This is a genomic window from Caldicellulosiruptor sp. DIB 104C (assembly GCF_028198085.1).
Classification (GTDB): domain Bacteria; phylum Bacillota; class Thermoanaerobacteria; order Caldicellulosiruptorales; family Caldicellulosiruptoraceae; genus Caldicellulosiruptor; species Caldicellulosiruptor saccharolyticus.
This window is the reverse complement of the sequence record NZ_CP116337.1, coordinates 533,102-554,679: the sequence shown is the minus strand read 5'-3', so window position 1 is coordinate 554,679 and position 21,578 is coordinate 533,102. Positions and strand designations below refer to the sequence as shown.

17 protein-coding genes, 1 tRNA gene and 3 pseudogenes are annotated in these 21,578 nt (G+C 35.7%); 4 read left to right on the top strand and 17 right to left on the bottom strand.

Annotated elements, in window-relative coordinates; all coding sequences use genetic code 11:
* Window positions 1–18: 18 nt before the first annotated feature.
* The 3 genes and pseudogenes from PGC14_RS02560 to PGC14_RS02550 all read right to left on the bottom strand — a co-directional run.
* The gene (locus PGC14_RS02560; RefSeq protein WP_271629438.1) at window positions 19–2,199 is read right to left on the bottom strand and encodes a hypothetical protein; all 2,181 of its coding nucleotides are present in this window, start codon (window positions 2,197–2,199) and stop codon (window positions 19–21) included.
* Between the two features lie 207 nt (window positions 2,200–2,406).
* Window positions 2,407–2,766 (bottom strand): hypothetical protein, encoded by a 360-nt coding sequence (locus PGC14_RS02555; protein ID WP_271629437.1) that lies wholly within the window; start codon window positions 2,764–2,766, stop codon window positions 2,407–2,409.
* 212 nt (window positions 2,767–2,978) lie between these two features.
* Window positions 2,979–3,380 (bottom strand): annotated as a pseudogene (locus tag PGC14_RS02550) (UPF0236 family transposase-like protein); the annotation flags it as partial.
* A 70-nt stretch (window positions 3,381–3,450) separates the two neighbouring features.
* Between PGC14_RS02550 and PGC14_RS02545 the strand changes: the two are divergent.
* Window positions 3,451–4,465: pseudogene (locus PGC14_RS02545) on the top strand (transposase).
* A gap of 140 nt (window positions 4,466–4,605) precedes the next feature.
* Here the strand turns inward: PGC14_RS02545 and PGC14_RS02540 are convergent.
* Window positions 4,606–5,189: pseudogene (locus PGC14_RS02540) on the bottom strand (Uma2 family endonuclease).
* A gap of 274 nt (window positions 5,190–5,463) precedes the next feature.
* Window positions 5,464–6,858, bottom strand: coding sequence for an alpha-glucosidase/alpha-galactosidase (locus PGC14_RS02535; protein ID WP_039765141.1), 1,395 nt, complete (start codon window positions 6,856–6,858; stop codon window positions 5,464–5,466).
* 200 nt (window positions 6,859–7,058) lie between these two features.
* On the opposite strand from PGC14_RS02535, the gene PGC14_RS02530 reads away from it, so the two are divergent.
* Window positions 7,059–7,134, top strand: a tRNA-Trp gene (locus PGC14_RS02530).
* Between the two features lie 150 nt (window positions 7,135–7,284).
* Here PGC14_RS02530 and PGC14_RS02525 read toward each other — a convergent pair.
* From PGC14_RS02525 to thyX, 11 genes are all read right to left on the bottom strand, one after another.
* The gene (locus PGC14_RS02525; protein ID WP_039765138.1) at window positions 7,285–8,874 is read right to left on the bottom strand and encodes a glutamate synthase-related protein; all 1,590 of its coding nucleotides are present in this window, start codon (window positions 8,872–8,874) and stop codon (window positions 7,285–7,287) included.
* A gap of 127 nt (window positions 8,875–9,001) precedes the next feature.
* Window positions 9,002–10,351 (bottom strand): phenylacetate--CoA ligase family protein, encoded by a 1,350-nt coding sequence (locus tag PGC14_RS02520; protein WP_039765136.1) that lies wholly within the window; start codon window positions 10,349–10,351, stop codon window positions 9,002–9,004.
* 160 nt (window positions 10,352–10,511) lie between these two features.
* A complete protein-coding gene (gene argS / locus PGC14_RS02515; RefSeq protein WP_039765134.1) occupies window positions 10,512–12,200 on the bottom strand; it encodes an arginine--tRNA ligase in 1,689 nt (562 codons plus the stop codon).
* On the bottom strand, window positions 12,197–12,634 hold the full coding sequence (locus tag PGC14_RS02510; protein WP_039765133.1) for a DUF1934 domain-containing protein: 438 nt from the start codon (window positions 12,632–12,634) through the stop codon (window positions 12,197–12,199). The genes argS and PGC14_RS02510 overlap by 4 nt, the downstream gene beginning before the upstream one ends.
* A 24-nt stretch (window positions 12,635–12,658) precedes the next feature.
* Window positions 12,659–13,462: a glutamate racemase gene (gene murI / locus PGC14_RS02505; protein WP_271629436.1), complete on the bottom strand. Its 804-nt coding sequence runs from the start codon at window positions 13,460–13,462 to the stop codon at window positions 12,659–12,661.
* A gap of 5 nt (window positions 13,463–13,467) precedes the next feature.
* Window positions 13,468–14,562 carry a D-alanine--D-alanine ligase family protein gene (locus PGC14_RS02500; RefSeq protein ID WP_039765127.1) on the bottom strand — a complete coding sequence of 365 codons (1,095 nt, stop codon included), beginning with the start codon at window positions 14,560–14,562 and terminating at the stop codon, window positions 13,468–13,470.
* Window positions 14,563–14,668: 106 nt separating this feature from the next.
* A complete protein-coding gene (locus tag PGC14_RS02495) occupies window positions 14,669–16,072 on the bottom strand; it encodes a phosphoglucomutase/phosphomannomutase family protein (protein WP_271629435.1) in 1,404 nt (467 codons plus the stop codon).
* A gap of 164 nt (window positions 16,073–16,236) precedes the next feature.
* Entirely contained in the window at window positions 16,237–16,869 is a 633-nt protein-coding gene (locus PGC14_RS02490; RefSeq protein WP_011916908.1) for an RNA polymerase sporulation sigma factor SigH, read from the bottom strand.
* 98 nt (window positions 16,870–16,967) lie between these two features.
* Window positions 16,968–17,471: an NYN domain-containing protein gene (locus tag PGC14_RS02485; protein ID WP_307189055.1), complete on the bottom strand. Its 504-nt coding sequence runs from the start codon at window positions 17,469–17,471 to the stop codon at window positions 16,968–16,970.
* Window positions 17,464–18,225, bottom strand: a complete 762-nt coding sequence (gene rlmB, locus PGC14_RS02480; protein WP_271629434.1) for a 23S rRNA (guanosine(2251)-2'-O)-methyltransferase RlmB — start codon at window positions 18,223–18,225, stop codon at window positions 17,464–17,466. Before rlmB ends, PGC14_RS02485 begins: the two co-directional genes overlap by 8 nt.
* A complete protein-coding gene (gene thyX / locus PGC14_RS02475; RefSeq protein WP_039765120.1) occupies window positions 18,212–19,000 on the bottom strand; it encodes an FAD-dependent thymidylate synthase in 789 nt (262 codons plus the stop codon). Before thyX ends, rlmB begins: the two co-directional genes overlap by 14 nt.
* Before the next feature lie 99 nt (window positions 19,001–19,099).
* Between thyX and PGC14_RS02470 the strand changes: the two genes are divergently transcribed.
* Window positions 19,100–20,125 carry a DnaD domain protein gene (locus PGC14_RS02470; protein WP_039765147.1) on the top strand — a complete coding sequence of 342 codons (1,026 nt, stop codon included), beginning with the start codon at window positions 19,100–19,102 and terminating at the stop codon, window positions 20,123–20,125.
* On the top strand, window positions 20,112–21,143 hold the full coding sequence (locus PGC14_RS02465) for an ATP-binding protein (RefSeq protein WP_307742504.1): 1,032 nt from the start codon (window positions 20,112–20,114) through the stop codon (window positions 21,141–21,143). Before PGC14_RS02470 ends, PGC14_RS02465 begins: the two co-directional genes overlap by 14 nt.
* Here the strand turns inward: PGC14_RS02465 and fabZ are convergent.
* A complete protein-coding gene (gene fabZ, locus PGC14_RS02460; protein WP_271629432.1) occupies window positions 21,136–21,558 on the bottom strand; it encodes a 3-hydroxyacyl-ACP dehydratase FabZ in 423 nt (140 codons plus the stop codon). The genes PGC14_RS02465 and fabZ overlap by 8 nt on opposite strands.
* Window positions 21,559–21,578 lie beyond the last annotated feature (20 nt).

The following is a 21,578-nucleotide window of genomic DNA, read 5'->3' as shown; positions in this document are numbered from 1 at the left end:
AAAAATTTGATTATCTTCTCAGAAGACTTTTGCCTTGACAATACTGTATTTATAACTTTTTTTAACCCATATATTTCCATATTTAAGCGATTTTTGCCGTACGTAACCTTGGACAAATGTAACTTGTTTATCCTCAGCATCGAGCAATGAAAGTAAGAATTCTTCCTCATTGTCTGTCAAAGGCAATTCTGCAGCTATAGTGCCTACAATTTGCGGATTTTTGCTCTGTTCAGCAAGTCTAATTAAGCCTTCAAGACCTAACTTAGCTTTAATATCTTGAATTGCTTTGATTCTCTTCTGAGTGACAATTTTTTTAAATTGTTCATAGTCACTCATTTTTTCTCCTTCTGGAAGATTAGGCCAGTAATCGTCAAAAAGCCAAACATAGCGCTGTATTATGTCATAAGGCTCAAGTTTATTATAAATCTTTTCAATTTTCTTTAATTCTTCTTCGGGCAGTGCCCATTCAGCTTCAGGAAATGATCGATGATGAGATAGTATTTCTCTAAGCTTATTCCAGAGATCAATCTGACCATCTTCAATTGGATCAATACAATTGGATAATTTCTTGAGAACCTTTTCTCTTTCCTGAGGTGGCAAAGAGGAGTAGTGTTCCATAATTTCTATCCATTTTTTACTACTTTTATCAACATTTGAAAGTATTCTATCTACTATCCCACTAATACTTTCTGCATACTCCTTAATTGTAATTTTGTTATCTGTTTTTTCTGAGAACTGACGCCATCGAGGCTTATTTGTAGGAATACAAAAATCATGATTTCGTGGCATTAAGCTAATTAATAATTTCCAGCCAATTTCTGGTTCTCGTTCAATCAGCACATCTAAAGCTTTTAATCTCTGCTCTAAAGTTGCAAAAGTGTGAGGGAGCCACAGAAGAAAAATAGTGCGCAAACTATCAATGGGTCTATTGGCTAGCTTCCCTCCTGGGTCCAACATTGCGAGTTTTCCTAGTATAATAGTTACTCTTCCAAGTAATTTAGGGTCCCATGCTAAACCTTCTAACGCCCAAAGTAAACTTGGATGAGCACTATGTGAAATTAAAGTATCGCCAGTTTCGGAAAATATACCCATGATTGGAGACAATTCCTGTGAAAGTGAATCTTCAACAGCATCGAGAAATGATGAAGGAGAAGCCTCGGCAATAAGAGGCAATACATCAGATAAAGAGTGCCAGAGTTTCCAATCAGCATTATCTAATAGTTCACGAATTACACAATCCACCCAAGTTTGTGGAGGGTAAGAATAAGGAAGGTCTAATTCTTTTACATAATCACCAAAAACAGCAATTAAGACAAGTGTTTGAGCAATTCCTTCTCTTAATGTTTTTGAATACTTGGCTTCTTTTCCATACACCGGAGCCATCCATCTTTTTTCAGGATCAAGGTCAAGTGAGGGATCTATTTCTCGCAGAACTTTAAGAGAAACTTCCTTCAACTTCTCAAAATCACCGCTTATCAGAAAAGGAGACAAGGCAAAAAACGCATCTAACGGAGAAGTAAGACGCCATATTTTACCGATTTTTAATATAGGAGGGTCTGGTTGATAAAGCCACTTTTTGAGATTACCAATAAACTCATTGTATGGAAGCCCTGCAATCTCATTTATTATCTCTTTATCTCCTGGTTTGCTTTCATCCCATTTTCCAACTAATAGAGCTGGAAGAATTTCTCTGGCTTTCTCTCGTTGTGCCCATTCAGGTTGGCTAATGACGGAACCTAAGCGTCTTCTGAGAACTGTTAAGCTTCTTGCTGTATCTCTTGAAAGCTTTTCAGCGTCTTCTTCACCTATTCCCATTTTTTTTAAGGCAGAAACAAATTCATCTCTTTCAAGCCTTGGAAGTACAATTTTATCTCTTGTGACAGTATTATCAGGATTTAATGGAACAAAAATATAATGATTGGGTTGGGAAGTTACATTTTCTATTCCTTCTTCAAATTTAGGTACTAATAATAATCCGTTTTTGCAAGTAGTCGTTATATGTCTAAAGGCTTCTATATCGGAAACAACAATGGCTTTAGATAAAAAGTACTCTCTTTCCTCTTCTGGTAATGTTAAAATAACTGCTGATAAGAATGCTAAAGCCTCATCTTTTGTAGAGGCCTGTACTTTTAAAAGTGAAGATTCAGAATTTAGCCAATTCTTGACTCTCTCTATCTGTTCTTTCCTACCTGCAAGCACTAATTCTGGGGTAAGAGGTGGGCGTGTTACTTGACTCCATTCATTCCACCAGCCCTCGAGTGATTGAACATTTTGTTGGGGATATTTACCTATATGCTTGGATAGCCAAATTCCAACTGCAGGGGCTTGTTCAAGCCATTCTTCTAAATCTCTTGCATCATAAACCCTTACATCATTCCAGAACTTTTCTTTCTTCCTTTCTTCTACCTATTCATCCTTTTTTGTCCATATCCTTGGAGTAACAAAAATAAATGTTGCCTCAGACGGATTTGGTATTAAAGGGTTTTCTTTTCGAGTCTGATAAACTCTCTTTGCTTTTTCCCCAATACTCTTTTCTGTGCTGAGCTCCCATAAAGATAAACCCCTTGGTATGTATTCTGTCTCCTCCTTGGATTCTAATATGCCATCCCACCCTGGATAGACGATGCTGTCTCCTGCAGGAAAAGAGATAGATTTAATTTGGTTTACTGTAGCCCGGATTAGCCGTCGAATAACCAACGGTAGATACTCTTCAGAATCTCGCCTTGAGGCCCAGTTTTTTAAATCTGTAGAGTTAATCCACTTCATAGTAACCTCCCTCTCTAATTACACAAATTGAAGTAACTTCAAGGATTGTTATTTTAAAAAAAACTTTTCCTCATAAGTAGTTTAACTCTTTCTTGTCCGCCAAAGATTATCAGAGTTTAACACTGTATGATTAATATTAAGCAAAACAAAGCAAAAAGTCAAGTAAGCTAAGAAAAGGGATAGTGTTAAGAGTTTTTAGGGAAATTTTTTTATTAAAATACCACTGCATTTAGGAAATCTCCAGAACTTGTGCTTCTCAATACTCTAAACAACAAATCAACTTTTCCTCTCTCCAGAATTGGTATATTACTCCTTGTCTCCTCAACCTGTTTCTTTACCCTCTAAATACTTTTTTTCATAATCTCTTTCACACTTTCGTTTCTCTTTTCTGCTTTCCGACAAATCTCATTTAAATATGCCTCTCTTAAGTTTATACCATTATACTTCAAGCTCAATAACTTTACCATTACCTCTGCTCCTTCTTTGCTCCATCCTCCTTGCCTTGAACCCATCCTATCAGTTAATACATGGGTTACATGCCCTTCAGTACTACATCCTTTTGTAATTCTATTATCTAACTCTAATACTATATTATCCTAGTGATTGGCTATATAGGAAGTTAAAATAAAATTGTGTCCACTGTATAATTAGTGTTGAAATAATCACCAAAGGGAGCTCACAATAATGGAGAAAAATGAAATTTTTGAAACCGCTAAAAATATGGCTATTGGACAAGTGTTAAACATGTATTGTTCAAAAGACAATCCTACTCGTCCAGCCTTAAAACAGCTCTTAGAAAATTTGCTCGAATCCTTAATGTTGTCAGAAAGAAATATTTACCTTGCTAAAAACTAAAATGACAAAGGTAATGAATTTTATGATAGTCTTTAGCCCCAAATGGTTACTCGGAAATCCTACTTCTTCAAACTTTGAAAACCATGAATCTACTTTGTTCTGAAAATGAAATCTTAAAAATCAAAGAGGACCTTAAAAACGAACTTCAGTTATTTAAACAAAGAAAACTACCTACAAGCACTTTTGCACTTATCATCGATGGCTATCATTGCGAAGTTAAAAGACAATTCTAAAGTTAAACAAACTACTTGCTATGCCGTGCTTGGTATCGATTTGGAGCTAAAAAAGACATCTTTGGAGTTTACACCATTTTCAGTAAAGAAAATAAAACCGATTGTATAAAAGTATTTGAAGACTTAATTTACAACAGGTCTTAAAGAAGTTTTAATTGTTGAAAGCGATGACTTTCCTGGTATTACAGAAGCTATAAAACTTGCTTACCTGCTTGCTGATCATAAGCTTTTCTTTGTTCACCTCCAACGTAATGTCAGAAAACATACGGCAAAAGAAGATGCTTCAGCTTTTAATAAAAGTTTGGACAAAATCAGAAAAGGAATATTTGAAAAAGCAGAGTTTTATCTTGCCCACATGAAATATCCTAAAGATTTGAGAAAACATGTCTATACTACAAATGCAGTTGAAAATGTCAATAGTATGATTGATAAAATCAGAATAAACTCTAGTGGATATTTTCAGTCTGTAGATGTTTTAGAAATAAAATACTTACTTACAATGTGAGAACCTGTGTCGTACAAAATGGAAAAAAATGAGTACCTGGCATTAAAAAATGTTACTTTGCAATATAATACAGCTCTACAACTTGCGTTATAAATTGAAAACATAAAATTCTTGACAGGTCTCCCTGTCGTTTTTGTTTGCCGCTCTCATCTCTTCCTATGGTGGTTTGACCGCACCAAAGCCCATCTTTTATTCTGTATATGCTGCCTTCATTATTTCCTCTCTTTTTTGGTCTTGGCAGGCATTTTATAGTACCTCTTTGATTTGTGCAAAGTCTATTATAAGGTCTTCAAAGATACCAACTTTGACTTTATCATTGAATGTGTAAATTACTGGCGGCAAGTAATCTTCTTTGTCCTTGAGTCAATATATCAAAATTATTTGGTTGTTGGGATTGACAATCCAATACTCCTTGACTTTATACTGATTATACAGGTTTAGTTTTCTAACATAGTCGTGAGATGGATTATATTCTGACACAATCTCAATTATCATCTCAGGAGCTCCAACGCAGCCTCTTTCAGTGAGTTTTTTCTTATTGCATATGACTGATATGTCGGGCTGGACAACGTTTATTGCTTTGCTTTCATCCTGTCCTTCCTTTACAAGAACAACATCAAATGAGGCTGCGTAAAGTTCACAAGGTTTTTATTTTGTTTAATATAACTTCCAAAAATCAAAAAGTCAATTCCAAAGATAATCTTCTGGTGTACCCTTGAAGGTGCAGGGTTCATATCATAAATGACACCATCAATAAGTCCTACTCTTGCGTCTTCTGGAAACCCAAGATAGTCTGCATATGTGTAAACCTTAGGTATTCTTTCTTCCATCTAAATCACCTTCTTTGTTGTATTATGTGGGGTTCTGTAATAAACTTGACAAGCCATAAATGAATTCCGGTTAATGTTAATAATGTTTCCTTTTCGCATATTATACATTAAATAAATTTATTAAATAAGTATAAGCAAAACTCTTTTTTGATTTCTCAGATTTGAAGAGCTATTAATTTAGAATTTCAAATTCAAATATAGTACAACAATAAAGGGGCTCGTTATGAGACACCTAACAAGCCCCTGATGGTTATTTTTGAAATTGTTGTAATCCTTACAAACCTAAATATGCCAAATACTTTTTAGTGTTATTTATCATCTCATCAAAAAGCTGCTCAGCTTTGTTCTGTGGTAGTCTTTCAACTGCAGGGTCATTTAAGAATACTCTTTTTGCAAGGTTCAAATCCTTTTCTAAAGCAGCTTTAACTATAAGCTCTTGATTGCTGATATGCCTTGTCATTATGCTTGCCAAATCTGAAGGCAGCTTTCCTGCATAAACAGGTCTGACGTCATCATGAGTAAACACTGCATTTGTCTCAACTATAGCTCCTATTGGAAGATTCGGTATTTGACCCATATTTGGCAAATTCACGTTTGTCACCAACGTATCCAAACCTAAAATAGCTTTCACCTGCATAACTCCTTCTTCTCCAGAAGGATTCAATGGGACATCTTTTTGGCCGGTTGCATATTCTTTGCTAAGTCTAATCAACTCTTCTCTATGTTTAATTCTCCATTCGACAGGTGTTAAGTTGAATTTCCATTTATAAACTGTCTCTTTGTCTCTAAGATAAATGTAGGGGACAAATTCAGCCAAGTGTCTATCACCTGCTGCAGCAATAAGTCCAAAGCGTTTAAACAAATCAAACTTTACTCTGTTTGCAGAAGCAAAATAATCTTTTTCCCACAATCCTTTTGTTTTTTCATACCCTTCTTCATAATATTTGTTCACAAATTCTTTGTAAAGAGGGAATAAATCATAAGTTTTGTATGATGCTTTGTCAAACCACGTAAAATGATTTATACCAAGAACATTTACCTTGATTTCTCTTCTTGAGATTTCTTTTTCTTCTCCTAAAAATTCTCTTACAACCTCCGTCAAAAGCTTTTGTGTACCAAAAACTTCATGACAGCAGCCAAAAGCCTTTATTTTAGGAAATACCTCATATAGTGCTTTCAGACATATGGCCATTGGATTCGTGTAATTGATAACCCAAGCATCTGGACAATTTCTCTTTATAGTTTCTGCAAATTCAACATACATAGGAACAGTTCTAAGCCCTCTGATAAGACCACCTGGCCCTGTTGTGTCACCTACAGACTGGTATATACCATATTTCTCAGGAGCATGGACATCCGAATACATCTCTTCAAATGTCCCAGGCAAAATCGAAATGATAACAAAATCTGCACCATATAAAGCTTCATCTAAGCTCTTTACAGCAACATATTTCCACTTCCCTACTACCTCAGGCTTGCTTGAAAGCTTATTACCTATTACTTCATTTGTCTTGGCAGCTTCAAAATCAATGTCGTAAAGTCTCACAGTACCACTCAAGTCCTTCTCTAAAGCTAAATCAGTCATCAACCTCCATGCCCAGCCGCGTGAACCCCCACCAATGTATGCTATATTGATTTGTTTCTGTTGTTCTGATGTGGTATTCAACATTACTCCCTCCTATAATAATTGCAAATTTCAAATAAATTATATCATAAAATTCACTCAAAACCAAACCATTAATATCCTGTATTTTTATTTTATTCTATTGATGTTTGAAACATCATTAGAAATTTAAAATTTCTCTATGTCCTTAAGCTAAAAAAGATATTGACAACCTTATAGTTGGTGCCTTATAATAAAAGAGGTGTAGGGGCGTAGCTCAATTGGTAGAGTAGCGGTCTCCAAAACCGTTGGCTGGGGGTTCGAGTCCCTCCGCCCCTGCCATTAAAGGTTAATATCGAAATTAGGACATGAAATAAATGAACGGGGAACGAAATATTTTATTAAAACCAAAATACAAAAGGGGCTGTAACTTATTGTCTATTAGTTAACAGCCCCTTTAGTTTTTGTTTAAAAAATTGAACTATCTCAATTTTATTCTTCCAAAATTCTCTCTGCCTCCTCTCTGTACGCATCCATTACGTATGGAATACCTGATATCTTAGCAGCATCTTCTGTGAGTGCAATCAAATCCTTTCTTGAGATTGTAGAGATTCTGAAGTTCCTTGACCCTGCCATAAGCTGCTGCAAACCTGTTTTGAATTTCTGTACAAATGTGTAAATACCAATTGCACCAAGAGGAATATTCTTTATTTCATCACCATACTTTTCTTTAAGCTCTTCATATGTGATAAATATCTCTTCTGGTGTTGTACCATACTTGGAAACTGTCTTTGGCAAATTACCTTCTTTGAGCCACTTTTCAATGTTTTTGCCTACCATTCCTGGTATCATTAGTGCTCTTCCCATACAAACAGCTTTTACATATGGTGCACCCATTGCAATTGCCTTGAATACACCATCTTCGGTTGAAAATCCGCCTGCAATTGCAAGGTCAGGAACTCTGAAACCTCTTTTAGTAAGCTTCTCTGCAAACTGATATGCCAATGCTTCTAAGTAAAATGTTGGAATTCCCCATTCATTCATCATTGGCCACGGGCTCATGCCTGTGCCACCTGGTGCACCATCAATTGTTATCAAATCAAGTTTTGCCTCAGCACCAAACCTCAGTGCCATTGCAAGTTCAACAGCTGAATATGCCCCAGTTTTTAAAGTAATTCTTTTAAATCCAAGACTTCTAAGTCTTTCTATCTCTTTCAAAAAGCTTTCTTTCTCAACAAAACCAAGTCTTGAATGTCTTTCAAATTCTCTTAGGACACCTTTCTTGAACGCCTCTTGCACTTCTTTCAAAGTTGGGTCAGGAAGAACTACATAACCTCTTTTTTTCAGTTCAAGAGCTCTTTCAAGGCTTTTTACCTTAATCTCACCACCAATACATTTTGCGCCTTGGCCCCATTTGAGCTCGATTGTGTCAAGCCCATGCTTTTCAATGACATACTCTGCAACACCAAGACGTGTATCTTCAACATTCATCTGAACAAGTATCTCACCCCAGCCCTCGTAAAACCTCTTGTATGTAGTAATTCTCCTGTCCATTTCAGGAGATTTCTTGACCTTGCCATCTGAAGTAAGTTCAAGCTCTGGATCAACACCACAGACATTTTCACCACAGACAAGAGTAATGCCTGAAATAGCGGCACCAATCGCAAAATGTTCCCAGTTTTTGCGTGCAATCTCTGTTGACCCCAGCGCACCTGTGAATATTGGAACCTTCATTTTTACCTTCTTTTCCCAACCGTATTCAGTTGTTGTGTCAACGTTTGAGAAGATTGCTGTGTCAGGATTTGCCTCAACCCCTTCAGGAAGGCCCTTTGCACCAACTGCATAACCTTGGATGTTTAAATGTGAATAGTCGACAGGATAATTTTTGTTAGCTCCTGCTGTCACTTCACCAAATGGCCCAGGATATAGAACCTCTCTTCCTCTAAATGATGCTAAAAAGATTTCACAGCCTCCTTGGCAGCCATCAACACACCTTGTACAAAGTCCCGACATAGGAACAACATCTCTTGAACGGTTAAACGTACCTGTTGCCTCGTTCGCATTTGGCCTTCTTAGGTTCACTTTAACCATCCTCCCTTCCTGCATTGTTGAGTTAGATAACATTAATAAGTAGTTGTATTAAATCATAGATCTATACTAAGTAAAGCTAACATTGTTGCGCCAATTTTTACCAACGGTAAAAGTGTTCTCATAATGGGATTTTGTATTCTCTGATTGTATATCTTATTTTGCCTGAGGGTCCAGTTGGAATCTCATTTACATAATCAACCTTTATGGAAATGTCGCCAAACTTATTTTTTATACTCTTTACAAATTGTTCTACTTCTCTTTCATCAAATCTTTTTCCTTTTACAATCTTAAGTGTCATATTATCTAAATCATGCTGAATGAGCTGATACTGTAGCACTCCTTCCATCTCTCTTGCTAATATGTTAAAGAAATGACTATCATAAATTTCACCGCTTTTTGCCACAAAAATCTCGTCTATCCTACCATCTATTTCCTTGATAGTAGGAAAACCTATCCCACAGTCGCACATCTCGTCATCCAAAGTTACAACATCTCCAAGCCGATACCTCAGCCTTGGCATTACATAATTGTGAAGGTCTGTAACTAAAATAGCTTTTTTGTTTTTATCTTCCACACCTTCAATGTCGACAAACTCATAATAGCCTGTTAGAGTCATCAAATGCATCTTACCTTTTCTGCATTGATAGGCAATAATACCTCCATCTCTTGCACCATATTCATTTATCACAGGACATCTGAAAACCTCTTCTATCAAATTTTTCTGGTATTCATATAAATTCTCGGCTGTTGTAACAACACCTTTTAGTTTTAATTTGAGCTCTATCTTATTCTCCTTAATAAGGCTTGCAAGTTTATAAGCAGCCGAAGGATAAGCGTATATAAAGGAAGGTTTGTATTTTTGAATCTTCTTTGCTATATTCTTTATATTTCTTTCATTTATCTCCCAGGATGAGATTATCAGTCTATTTTTCAACACAAGCTCTTTAAATTTGTCTTTCAAACTCTTTGTATTTTCAATATCATTTAAGGACGCCCAAAGCATAAGACACCTGTCGCCAATATTAATCCCCCACCATGAAAGTCCCAAATATCTTGCTGCCTCGTACCACTCAACTGTCTCCCTGTCTATGTAAAACTTCACAGGCTCACCTGTAGAACCACCTGTTTTGTTGAGAATACAGTGTGATAAATTTGCTTTGTCAGACAAATACAAATCTCTATTTTGGTTGAACTCTTTTTTCTCTAAGATAGGAAATTCAAGCAAAGCGTTTTCTGGTTCGGTCATAATCTTTTCTCTCAAATATTCAAACTTTTTGTACGCTGGAACATGCTCCAAACAAAAAAGAAGTAGTTTTTTTAACTCTTCCTTCTGGATGTTTTTTATCTCCAATTTATTTTTTGATTGATTGTTTTTCAAAATATTCAATTTTCTTCTAATTCTATTTCCTTTGAATAATTCCATTAAAGGAAAGAATACATTTCTAATTAGTATTGCAAATATATCCATGGTACAACTCCCAACTTGAGTGTTTTTTACTATTCAAATTATATCATATTGTTTCAAAGACTAACAATAGATTAAAAACTTTTAATCTAAATTTTATTCAAAGTAGACAAAAAAGCCTCTTAACCATTTGTCAAAAATAGTTAAGAGGCCCCATCTTTATTTACATTTTTTCTGGAGCATCAACACCCAAAAGTGTCAGCACATTTTTAGTTACAATCCTTACACATTCGACAAGTGAAAGTCTTGTATGCATTAGCTCTTCGTTTTCATTTTTTACCCTACATGCATTGTAAAAAGCATGAAAAATTGAGGCCAAATCTAAAAGGTACTTTGTAACCCTGCTAACATCTAAATTGCGTGCTGCAATCTCTATCTCTTCTGGAAGCTCCAAAAGTTTTTTGAGAAGCTCAAGCTCTTCCTCTTGCTGCAAGAGCTCAAGTTTTATTTTATCTCTATTTAATACAATCTCCTCTTCAGAAAGAGCCCTTAATATTCCACAAGTTCTCGCATGAGCATACTGCACATAGAATACAGGATTGTCAAGGGTTTGCTGTGTTACAAGGTCTAAATCTATTTCAATGTGCGTGTCAGCTGACTTTGTGTTGAACATAAACCTTGCAGCATCCTTGCCAATTTCTTCTATTAATTCAATAAGTGTAATAGCTTTACCTGTCCTTTTTGACATTCTCACTACTTCTTTGCCACGAACAAGCCGTACAAGCTGCATAAGGATTATAACAAGTCTTTCAGGGTCAATTCCAAGCGCTTTCATTGCAGCCTTCATCCTTGGGACATGTCCGTGATGGTCTGCTCCCCAAATATCAATTACAATGTCAAACCCTCGTTTCTCAAACTTGTTCCTGTGGTAAGCAATGTCAGCTGCAAAATACGTGGGTATTCCATTTGTTCTTATCAAAACCTCATCTTTTAAATTTTCATCCAACTTTGATGCAGCAAACCAAACAGCTCCGTCTTTTTCATAAGTAAAACCTCTTCTTTTCAAATCCTCAACTGTCTCGTAAACCTCACCACTTTCGTAAAGACTGCTTTCATGAAACCAAACATCATATTCAATACCATATTTTTGCAGGTGTTCCTTCATAAGAGCAATATTTCTTTTTAACGCAAACTCCACAAGTTTTCTTCTTCTCTCTTCAGATGGCAAACCTTCCAAGTCATCTCTATTTTCATTTAAATACTCCTTTACTCTTTCGATTATATCATCACCATGATAACAGTCCTCTGGAAGCTCAATATTTTCACCTTTTAGCTGTCTATATCTTATCTCAAGGCTCTGTCCAAATTTTTCTATCTGGTTGCCCGCATCGTTTACATAAAACTCTTTTGTAACTTTATACCCTGCCCATTTTAAAAGGTTTGCAAGACAGTCGCCAAGCGCACCACCTCGCGCATTTCCCATGTGCATAGGTCCTGTTGGATTTGCCGAAACAAACTCGACCATTACCTTTTTGCCATTTCCAATATCTACCCTACCGTAACCATCACCTTCAGAAAGTATAACATCTACAACTTTGTAAAGCCATTCTTTTTTGAAAAAGAAATTGATAAAGCCTGGCCCTGCAATTTCTACTTTTTCAATCAAAGTGTTTGTCAGGTCAATATTATCTACAATGTTCTGAGCTATTTCACGTGGGTTTTTTTTGAGTTTTCTCGTAAGCTCCATTGCAATGTTGGTTGCAAAATCGCCATGAACTTTTTCTTTTGGTTTTTCGATCATTATTGGAGGAACAACATCGTTTAGCTGAAATATGCCCTTTTCAACGCAAGTATTTATAGCCTTTTCAATGGTGTCTTTTATCTGGTCTTTTGCAAGTTTTACTAAATTCAATTTTTTACACCTGCCTCTTTTATTTTGAGTAAAAAGTCGTTCTCAGACATCATATGCGAATCTAAATCTATGGCATACTCAACAAAAACTTCTCCACCATTCTCTGTTAAATCAACTTTCATCTTTTTTGTGTACACACCTATCATTATCACACCGTCTTCAGTGATATATGTTGATATATGCCTTTTACCCGGCTCAAAAATAAGGGTTGACGTAACATCACCATAGCGAATTAATGTTATATGGTTTGGCTGAATCTTAAATGTAGTAGTTGTACCTTCAAGCCCAGTAAGCTCGCTTTCTTTATATGTCACATAAAAGCTTTCACCTTTTTTATAAAACGTGCCTTCTGTGAAAAACTCTATGCTATTCTCAAGGCTATTTATGGGGTATTCTTGGGTGCCCTTGACAAAAATCAAAACGTCTTTTTTCATACTTTCACCCCAAAAACATTGGTTTTAATATTTTTCTATATCAATCTTTTCTTCACATTTTATCTTTTCATTTAAGAATATTGAAGCAACTGCTTCGAACTTTTTCAAATTGTCACTTGCATAAAAATAATAAGTTGGCTCCTCCTCTGAGGTATTTAACATATTATTTTTTTTTAGAACCTCATATGTTTGTTTTGCTGTCTCAAGTGCAGGGTTTATCAAACTCACTTCTGGTAAAATTTTCTTTATGACATTTTGTAAAAATGGATAGTGTGTACACCCTAAAACAAGGGTATCTATTCCTTTTTCTTTAAACTCTTCTAAATATTCTTTTGCAACAAGGTATGTTACCTCTTTATCAATCCATCCTTCCTCAACAAGCGGCACAAACAGAGGACAGGGCTTTGAAAACACCTTTATATCAGGGTCGAACTCTAAAATCTTTTTCTCAAAAGAACCGCTTGCAATTGTCCCCTCTGTTCCAATTACACCGACCTTTTTATTCTTCGTTGCCAAAGCTGCAGCTCTTGCCCCTGGTTCAATAACAGCAATTATAGGAATATCAAATTGGCCTTTCAAAAACTCATATGCATAGGCAGAGGCTGTATTACAAGCCACAACTACAATCTTGATATTTTTTGAAAGTAAAAACCTTGTATTTTGCATTGCAAACTTCGTCACTGTCTCTTTGGACTTAGATCCATATGGGATTCTCGCTGTATCACCAAAATATACAATGCTCTCATTTGGCATGAGATTTACAATCTCTTTGAATACTGTAAGCCCGCCAAGGCCTGAGTCAAATATCCCAATTGGTCTTGTATCCATAGGCTTTAACCCTCTTTGCTATATTTTATGCTTTGTTTTTGTTGGTTCTTTTCAATTGCAAGTTGTATGAGTTTGTCAAGAAGCTGAGGATATGGTATACCGCTGTACTCCATCAGTTTTGGATACATAGAAATACTTGTAAAGCCAGGAATTGTATTTACTTCATTGAAATACACCTTGTTAGTTTCTTTGTCAACAAAAAAGTCTATTCTTGCCATACCACTACACTCAAAAAGCTTGTAAATCTTAACAGCAAGCTCCTTAATCTCATCCTCTACCTGCTTTTCAAGTTTCGCAGGAATGATCAATTCTGATGAACCATCTATATACTTTGCTTCATATGAATAAAACTCTCGCGACGGTACTATCTCACCCAGGGCCGATACGAGAATTTCGCTATTGCCAAGCACTGCACACTCAATCTCACGTGCATTTATAGCCTGTTCGATCAAAATCTTGGTATCATACAAAAATGCCTCGTGGATTGCCAAAATCAGCTCGTCTTTGTCTTTTGCCTTTGAAATTCCAACTGAGGAGCCCGAATTTGCAGGCTTTACAAATACAGGATACGAAAACTCGCTTTCAATCCGTCTGATGAAATATTCCTTTTTGGAAAGATACTCATCTTTGTAAATCACTAAAAAATGGCCCTGTGGAATCCCCTCTAAAAGAGCAAGTTTTTTAGCAAAAGCTTTGTCCATGCATAGCGCTGATGACAACACTCCACATCCAACATATGGAATACCAGAGAGTTCTAAAAGGCCTTGTACAGTACCATCCTCACCATTTAATCCATGCAATACAGGAAATACAACGTCAATGTCAATAAAGGTAGCTTCACTATCTTTTATCTTCACAAGCGCTTTTTTAGTCCTGTCTGGTGAGATAAAACATTCAATTGAATACATTGTCCATTTGCTGTCTAAATCTTCTATCTTGCCTGTGTACAAAAGCCATTTTCCTTCTTTTGTAATACCAATTGGTATTATTTCGTATTTTTCCTTGTCAAGGTTTTGCATAACCGATTTTGCAGAGATTATCGAAACTTCATGCTCTGTGGAAACTCCACCGAACAAAACTGCAACCTTTAATTTGGTCATCTACGAATTACCTCCACAAATGTGCTTTTTGCAAATTTATAATATTCATATTCATAGATTCTTCAATTTTATTACACTTAAGCAATAAGCAATCCTGTATAAAAAACTACAAACCCAGATATTCTTTTACCTCAGAAAGTATATTTTCAAGAGTCTTTGCATCCTTGCTTTCTGCATATATTCTAATCAAATCCTCTGTACCAGAGGCTCTTACCAGAAACCATGACTCGTCCTCTAAAATAACCTTTAGTCCATCTCTTGTCCTGTACTCTAAACATTTAAGTCCGGCTATACTGTCTTTTCCAAAATTTTTTACTCTTTCCAATGCTTCTTGTTTTTTGCTATGTGTGGTTCTAACATCAATTCTTTTATTATATAGCTTTCCATACTCAGATTCAATTCTATCTAAAATCTCTCTTGGAGATTTTTGAAGTTTTGCAACCGCCTCTGCCACCAAAAGGTCAGCTAAAATCCCATCCTTTTCTGGTACATGCCCTTTTATAGAAAGTCCACCTGATTCCTCACCACCAATTAAAGCATCCTCTTTCATTAGACACTCTGCAATGTACTTAAACCCAACTGGTGTTTCAATACATCTCATACCATGTTTTTGAGCAATCTTGTCAATCATAGATGTTGTTGCAACAGTTCTGGCAACAGACGAAGCCTTGCCTCTTGTGTTAATTAAATAATCTGTTAACATAAATATCACTTCATTTGCTGATATAAACTGGCCATCAGGATTTACAACACCGAATCTATCTGCATCGCCATCTGTTGCAAGTCCTAAATCAAATTCTTCTGTCTTTATAATCTCAAGCAAATCTTTCATGTTTTCTAAGTTTGGTTCAGGTAAATGACCGCCAAAAAGTGGGTCACGCCAGTTGTTTATTACTTTTACGTCACATCCAAGCCTTCTTAGCGCCTCGTCAATATATCCTATCCCACAACCATACATAGGATTTACAAGCACTTTTAGTTTTTTGTCCTCAAACGCTTTTTTGTCTATCAGACTTAATATGTCTTTCAAATACTCTTCCTTGTAGTCAAAATACTCAATGAGATCTTTGTCAGGATTTATATCTTTCAGCCCTTCTTTTTGGATTCTCTCAACATTTTTTATTATCTTGTCAGTAATTTGTGTATTTGCTGGACCACCATAATGAGGTATGAACTTTATTCCATTGTAATAATACGGGTTGTGACTTGCAGTTATCATAATTGCACCGCTTGCTCCTTTTTTCACAACTGCATGTGCAACAGCAGGTGTTGGAATTGGATTATTTGAAAAAAGTACATGGATAGCATTTGCACTCAAAATATCAGCACAAATCTTTGCAACGTTCTCTGAATGGAATCTATAGTCATAACCAATGATTATTTTCGGATTTTCGTAAGTTTCCAGGACATAATCTGAAATAGCTTGAGCAACAATTTTTACGTTGTCAAATGTAAAGTCGTCTGCAATAACCCCACGCCAACCATCTGTTCCAAAGGTTATTTTTTTCATTTTCATTTTGGCCCCCTTTTTAAAAAAATTGGACAACTATATTATAATATAGTTTAAAATTTTTACAACAAACAAAAAAGATGGCCTGCGCAAGCCTATCTCCCAACTTTGCTGCAGCCATCTTCCTAAAACTCTCCTTTTGTCCTTTTCAAAGTTTACATCTCTTATTCAGAAGTATTTAAATACTTTTCAATCTTCTTTTTTACACGTTGAAGAGCATTGTCAATTGATTTCACATCTTTGTGAATCATCTCGGCAATTTCTTGATAGCTCCTTCCTTCAAGGTATAGGTTTAGAACCTTGTACTCAAATGGACTTAGACACCCTGTGATGACATTTAAGGCGTTTTCAAACTCCTCCTTTGTAATCATAACCTCTTCCGGATCAGAGATAAAAGAGTTAGCAATTGTGTCAAGCAAAGTCCTCTCGTCATTCTCTTCATAAACGGGTTTGTTTAGTGATATGTACGTGTTAAGAGGTATATGCTTTTGCCTACTTGCTGTCTTTATTGCAGTTATCACCTGCCTTGTTATACAGAGCTCTGCAAATAACTTAAAGGCAGGATACTTGGTCTCATCAAAATCACGTACAGCTTTAAAAAGCCCTATCATGCCTTCTTGATAAATGTCATCCTTTTCAGCACCAATTAAAAAGTACATTCTACACTTTGCCTTTACAAGGTTTTGATACCTATTTAAAAGCTCTTCTGTAGCCTCTTTGATACCCTCGCGCGAATACTTTACAAGTTCTTCATCTGTACACTCTTTGAAATTTAAAAGTTGTTTTTGTGATGTCAAGGCAAAATGCCTCCTTAATTTTTTAAGCCTTTTTTGTCATATGTTCACACGCAAGATATCTTCCCACATCATAATTATATATTATCACTAAAGGTGTATCAAGCTTGGTCTAATCTTTTTTTGAATTTCTCTAACTTTTCAAGAATGCTACTATCAAGCGTATCTTCAAGTCTGTCTTTTCTCATTATCTTTTCATTCGTCTTCTTCTCAAGCTCCTTTTTGTAATTCTCAATCTCATATATAAGCTCTCTTGGAGGCATTCTAACAGCTCCATTCCCTAAAATCATAAGCTGTTCTAAGTAATCAGATGTCACAACTGCTATTGATTCATACTTTGCATTTTCATAGACATACTTTTCTATGTAGTTATCAGCTGTTTCACCTTCTTTAGTAAATACCACTTCTATGTCATTTATAACTTCTTTTCTCCGCTGAGCACCTCTTACCAAATGTGAGTCAAAAACAACTGTTATTCTATACCCTTTATACCCCGAAAAGTCAGCCAAAATATCTATAAGTTTTTTTCGTGCTACTTCTAAATCATCTTTAGCAATCTCTTTTAACTTGCTCCAAGCGTTTATAAAGTTGTAGCCGTCAACCATCAAGTGCACCTTTTCTTTCTCCTTCTTCGATTCTTTGTTTTAAAACCTCAAAGAATATAATCCCTGCTGCAACAGAAGCATTGTAAGAATTGACTTTGCCTTTCTGAGGAATTTTAACTAAAAAATCAGCTCCTTCTTTTACAAGCCTCGAAACTCCTTTACCTTCAGAGCCAATCACAATACACATTGGAATCTTAAAATCACAATCATACAAAAGCTTTGTGGCATTGTTGTCTGCTGCGTACACCCAAATACCCTTTTGCTTAAGCTCATCTATTGTTCTTCTTAAGTTAACAACTCTTGCTACTTTAATGTGTTCAATTGCACCAGCTGAAGCTTTTTCAACAGTAGGGGTGATCGGACATGAATTCCTTGCCTCAATAATAATACCATGTGCACCACATAAATGTGCAGACCTTATAATTGAACCAAAATTATGTGGGTCAGTAATCTCGTCTAATAACACTAAAAAAGGCTTTTCGCCTTTATTTGCTGCTTCAAGCAAAAGGTCATCTATATCCCAGTACTTATATTCCTGAGCAATAGCAATTACCCCCTGTGGATTTTTCGTCTTTGACATCCTGTCAATCTTGCTTTTATCAACAAACTTCACAACAATGCCTTTTTGTTTGCAAAGGTTTATAATCTCAGAGATGTTCTTGTCCTTTGCAGTGTTTGATATATATACTTCTGTTATTTGAGTGCTGCTATTTAGTGCCTCTTTTACTGGATTTTTGCCTTCAATTGTCCTCATCTTTTTCCCTCTTTCCAAGGTATTTTTGTCTGACCTTATCATACTCCCCACAAGAAAACTTGCCTTCTGGACAATAGCCGAGCTTTATACATTTGGGACCTGCAAATTTGAATAAATTTGGCGCAATACCTTTTACTATCTCCAAAATTTTATCAGCAACACTTCTTATCTCCCACTGAGCTCTGTTGCAACATCGCTCATTAAAAAAATGTAAAAGTTCTCTTGCGTTCATTGTCATGATTATCTTTGTCTCACACGCATTGGGAAGAACATACCTTGCATCTTCTATTGCCATCTTCTCTGCTTTCTTCAAAGCCTCTTTTTCACTTAAACCCTTGCTAACAAGAACTTTTTTGTGTTTTTCCTGCAACTTTTCTGTCAAAAGTCTATAGGTTTTTGCAATCTCATTCATTGTGTCTATGAATATATTTTTAAGCTCTTGGTCTTCTTCTATACTTGGCGGGATTACATAGTCAAACCCATCAAGCCTTACATACCTTTGGGACTGCTGAGAATATGAAGCAATCCTGTGCCTGACAAGCTGGTGTGTAAAGCTCCTGCTAACACCCTCAATCCCAAACGTAAAGCTCACATGCTCAAGCGGAGATTCATGACCAACATCAATCAAGAGATTTAAAAAGTTTTTAACTGCTTCGCTATCGAGCTTATCATAAATATTTTCAACTGATGTATTTGAGTAACAAAGCTTTGCAGCTGTTGCTACAACCTTTTCAGGGTCGGGTGTATGCGACAAAAGAACAACCTTAAAGCTCATTTTTATCCTCCATCTTCTTTTATTGACTTTTATTGGTATAAAAATAAAGATGATTTTGTGATAAAATTATTTTATCACAAAAAGGGGGCATTTTTATATATGCTAAAGGTCTTTATTCAACAAAAGGTTCAAAATTTTGTTGTAATCACTTATGACTTTATTAAAAACCATATGCCTTTTTCTGACGGGGAGTTCGTAAAGGTATACATATACTTAAAGTTCTTGCTTCAAAACAAAGTGGAAACTATTGAGATAAACAAGATAGCACATGACCTAAACCTTCTTGAGAGTGATGTAATCAAAGCTCTTGAATTTTGGTCAGAAAGAAGACTGATAAAGCTTACAAAAGACGCAGATGGAAATATAACAATTGATTTTTTGGACGAAAAGCTTGAGTTTGAAAAGCCTGAAAATGCACCTACACCCCCTGTGTACACAACTGAAGACTTATCAAGGTTTTACGAAACAGACGAAAAATTCAGGGGACTTCTTGAATTTGCTCAAAAGCAATACTGCAGGACTTTCAATAAAAACGATATAGACGTACTTCTTGAGATTTATGATTGGTTAAAGCTCCCTATTGAGGTAATATATCTTCTCATCAACTATGTGACAATTAATAAGAATAATAAGAATCTTAAATACCTTGAACAAATGGCAATTAAGTGGAAAGAGCTGAATATAGATAGTATCGAAAAAGCTGAGGAGTACATAAGGTCACAAGAGGACACAAGTAGAATAAAGAGGCTTGTACTTCAAAACCTTGGAATATATCACAGAGCTCCAACTAAGGTCGAAGATGAGATTATGAACGTTTGGATAAATGATTGGAAGATGCCTGAAGAGGTCATAATGTATGCTCTAACTCTTACAAAAAATGTAAACAACCCAACTGTAAACTATGTAAATGGTATAATAAAGCGATGGTATGAAGCAGGACTAAGAAGTTTAGAGTCAATCAAAAAGTTTGAGCTTGAAAATGCACAAAAGAGGGAGAAGAACAAAAAACAGTCAAGTTCTAAGAAAGCTTTATACGAGGAAAGAGATCCATCTACATATACAGCTCTTGAAGAACTTTATAAAAAAGCATTGAGAGGGAATAGAGATGACGATGATGACGAATAAAAAGAAGATAATTGAGATGATAAACAGGATATATCAGCAACGTCGTCAAAATGCAGAAATTGCAAGAGAAAGAAAGATTGCTCAGCTTTCTTCCAAGTCAAAAGATTTTGCTATATTAAGTGAAAAGATAACAAAGGCAGGCCTAAAACTTTCACAAGCCTCTCTTTCTCAAAACCAAGCTGAGATAGAAAAGTACTCAAAGATACTTGATAGCTTACTTCAGAAGCGGACAAAACTTTTGATTGAGCTTGGACTTGGAAGTAATTATTTAGAGCCTGAGTACTCATGCCAAGCATGCCATGACACTGGTTTTATTGTAAGTGAAAACGGGATTGAAGTTTGCAGATGTAGAACACAGCTTTTTATAGAGATTTTGTATGAACAAAGCAAATTAAAAGATATTTTAAAAGAGCATAACTTTAAAAATTTTAACTTAGAATATTATTCAAAAGAGATAGACCCACAGGAAGGTATATCCCCCTATGAAAATATGTTAAACATCATAAAAGAAGTAAAAAAATTTGTAAAAAACTTTGACAAACCCTCTCAAAAAGGACTACTTTTTTACGGTAGTACTGGGCTTGGAAAGACCTTTTTAGCCCACTGTATTGCCAAAGAGATTATTGACAAGAAAAAAACTGTAATATTTCTTGACAGCATTGCATTTTTCGAGATTTTAAAAGAAAAATATTCCAAAATGGTAAGGTTATACGATGAGGTAGATGATGAAGAGTACAAAAGTCTTGAAGAGGTAGACCTTTTGATTATAGACGACCTTGGGAATGAGGGAAAAAGCCCAGACTTTTGTCATGGTGTATTCCAAAGCCTTTTGGATAAACGCTACATGACAAATAAAAAGACGGTTATTACAACAAACTATAATATTGACGGTTTGCTAAAGCTCTATTCAGACAAAACAATGGGAAGACTTCATGAGTATTTCATGTTTTTGCACTTTTTTGGTGACGATATAAGAGTGTTAAAAGCAAAAAGCCAATTAGAAAGGAGAGCTACTTAATTGCAAACAGTAGCTCTCCTTCGCAAACAACTTCACCTTCAACATAAGCAGTTGCCTTTGCTTTCCCAATATACCCTTTTAGAGAAATCAGCTCTGTTTCAATCAAAAGCACATCTCCCGGTCTTACAACTTTTTTAAATCTCACCTTATCAACTCCTGCAAAAAATGGTGTTTTGCCCTTAAACTCTTCCTTTGAGAGTATAGCAACAGCCCCAACCTGTGCCATTGCCTCAACAATTAAAACACCTGGCATAACAGGGTTTCCCGGAAAGTGTCCTTGGAAAAATGGCTCATTTATTGTCACATTTTTAATGCCTTTTGCCTTTTTTCCCTCTTCTACCTCAATTATTCTGTCAACAAGCAAAAATGGGTACCTGTGTGGTAAAATCTGCAATATACCGGTAACATCGTACATTAGCCACATCTTCCCTTCAT

What these genes read in the sequence shown, in the direction of transcription:
- PGC14_RS02555 (WP_271629437.1), bottom strand. Translation starts at nt 2,766, where the DNA reads ATGAAGTGGATTAACTCTACAGATTTAAAAAACTGGGCCTCAAGGCGA.
- PGC14_RS02535 (WP_039765141.1), bottom strand. Translation starts at nt 6,858, where the DNA reads ATGTTGAATACCACATCAGAACAACAGAAACAAATCAATATAGCATAC.
- PGC14_RS02520 (WP_039765136.1), bottom strand. Translation starts at nt 10,351, where the DNA reads ATGGATATATTTGCAATACTAATTAGAAATGTATTCTTTCCTTTAATG.
- PGC14_RS02510 (WP_039765133.1), bottom strand. Translation starts at nt 12,634, where the DNA reads ATGAAAAAAGACGTTTTGATTTTTGTCAAGGGCACCCAAGAATACCCC.
- murI (WP_271629436.1), bottom strand. Translation starts at nt 13,462, where the DNA reads ATGGATACAAGACCAATTGGGATATTTGACTCAGGCCTTGGCGGGCTT.
- PGC14_RS02500 (WP_039765127.1), bottom strand. Translation starts at nt 14,562, where the DNA reads ATGACCAAATTAAAGGTTGCAGTTTTGTTCGGTGGAGTTTCCACAGAG.
- PGC14_RS02495 (WP_271629435.1), bottom strand. Translation starts at nt 16,072, where the DNA reads ATGAAAAAAATAACCTTTGGAACAGATGGTTGGCGTGGGGTTATTGCA.
- PGC14_RS02485 (WP_307189055.1), bottom strand. Translation starts at nt 17,471, where the DNA reads ATGGTTGACGGCTACAACTTTATAAACGCTTGGAGCAAGTTAAAAGAG.
- rlmB (WP_271629434.1), bottom strand. Translation starts at nt 18,225, where the DNA reads ATGAGGACAATTGAAGGCAAAAATCCAGTAAAAGAGGCACTAAATAGC.
- thyX (WP_039765120.1), bottom strand. Translation starts at nt 19,000, where the DNA reads ATGAGCTTTAAGGTTGTTCTTTTGTCGCATACACCCGACCCTGAAAAG.
- PGC14_RS02470 (WP_039765147.1), top strand. Translation starts at nt 19,100, where the DNA reads ATGCTAAAGGTCTTTATTCAACAAAAGGTTCAAAATTTTGTTGTAATC.
- PGC14_RS02465 (WP_307742504.1), top strand. Translation starts at nt 20,112, where the DNA reads ATGATGACGAATAAAAAGAAGATAATTGAGATGATAAACAGGATATAT.
- fabZ (WP_271629432.1), bottom strand. Translation starts at nt 21,558, where the DNA reads ATGTACGATGTTACCGGTATATTGCAGATTTTACCACACAGGTACCCA.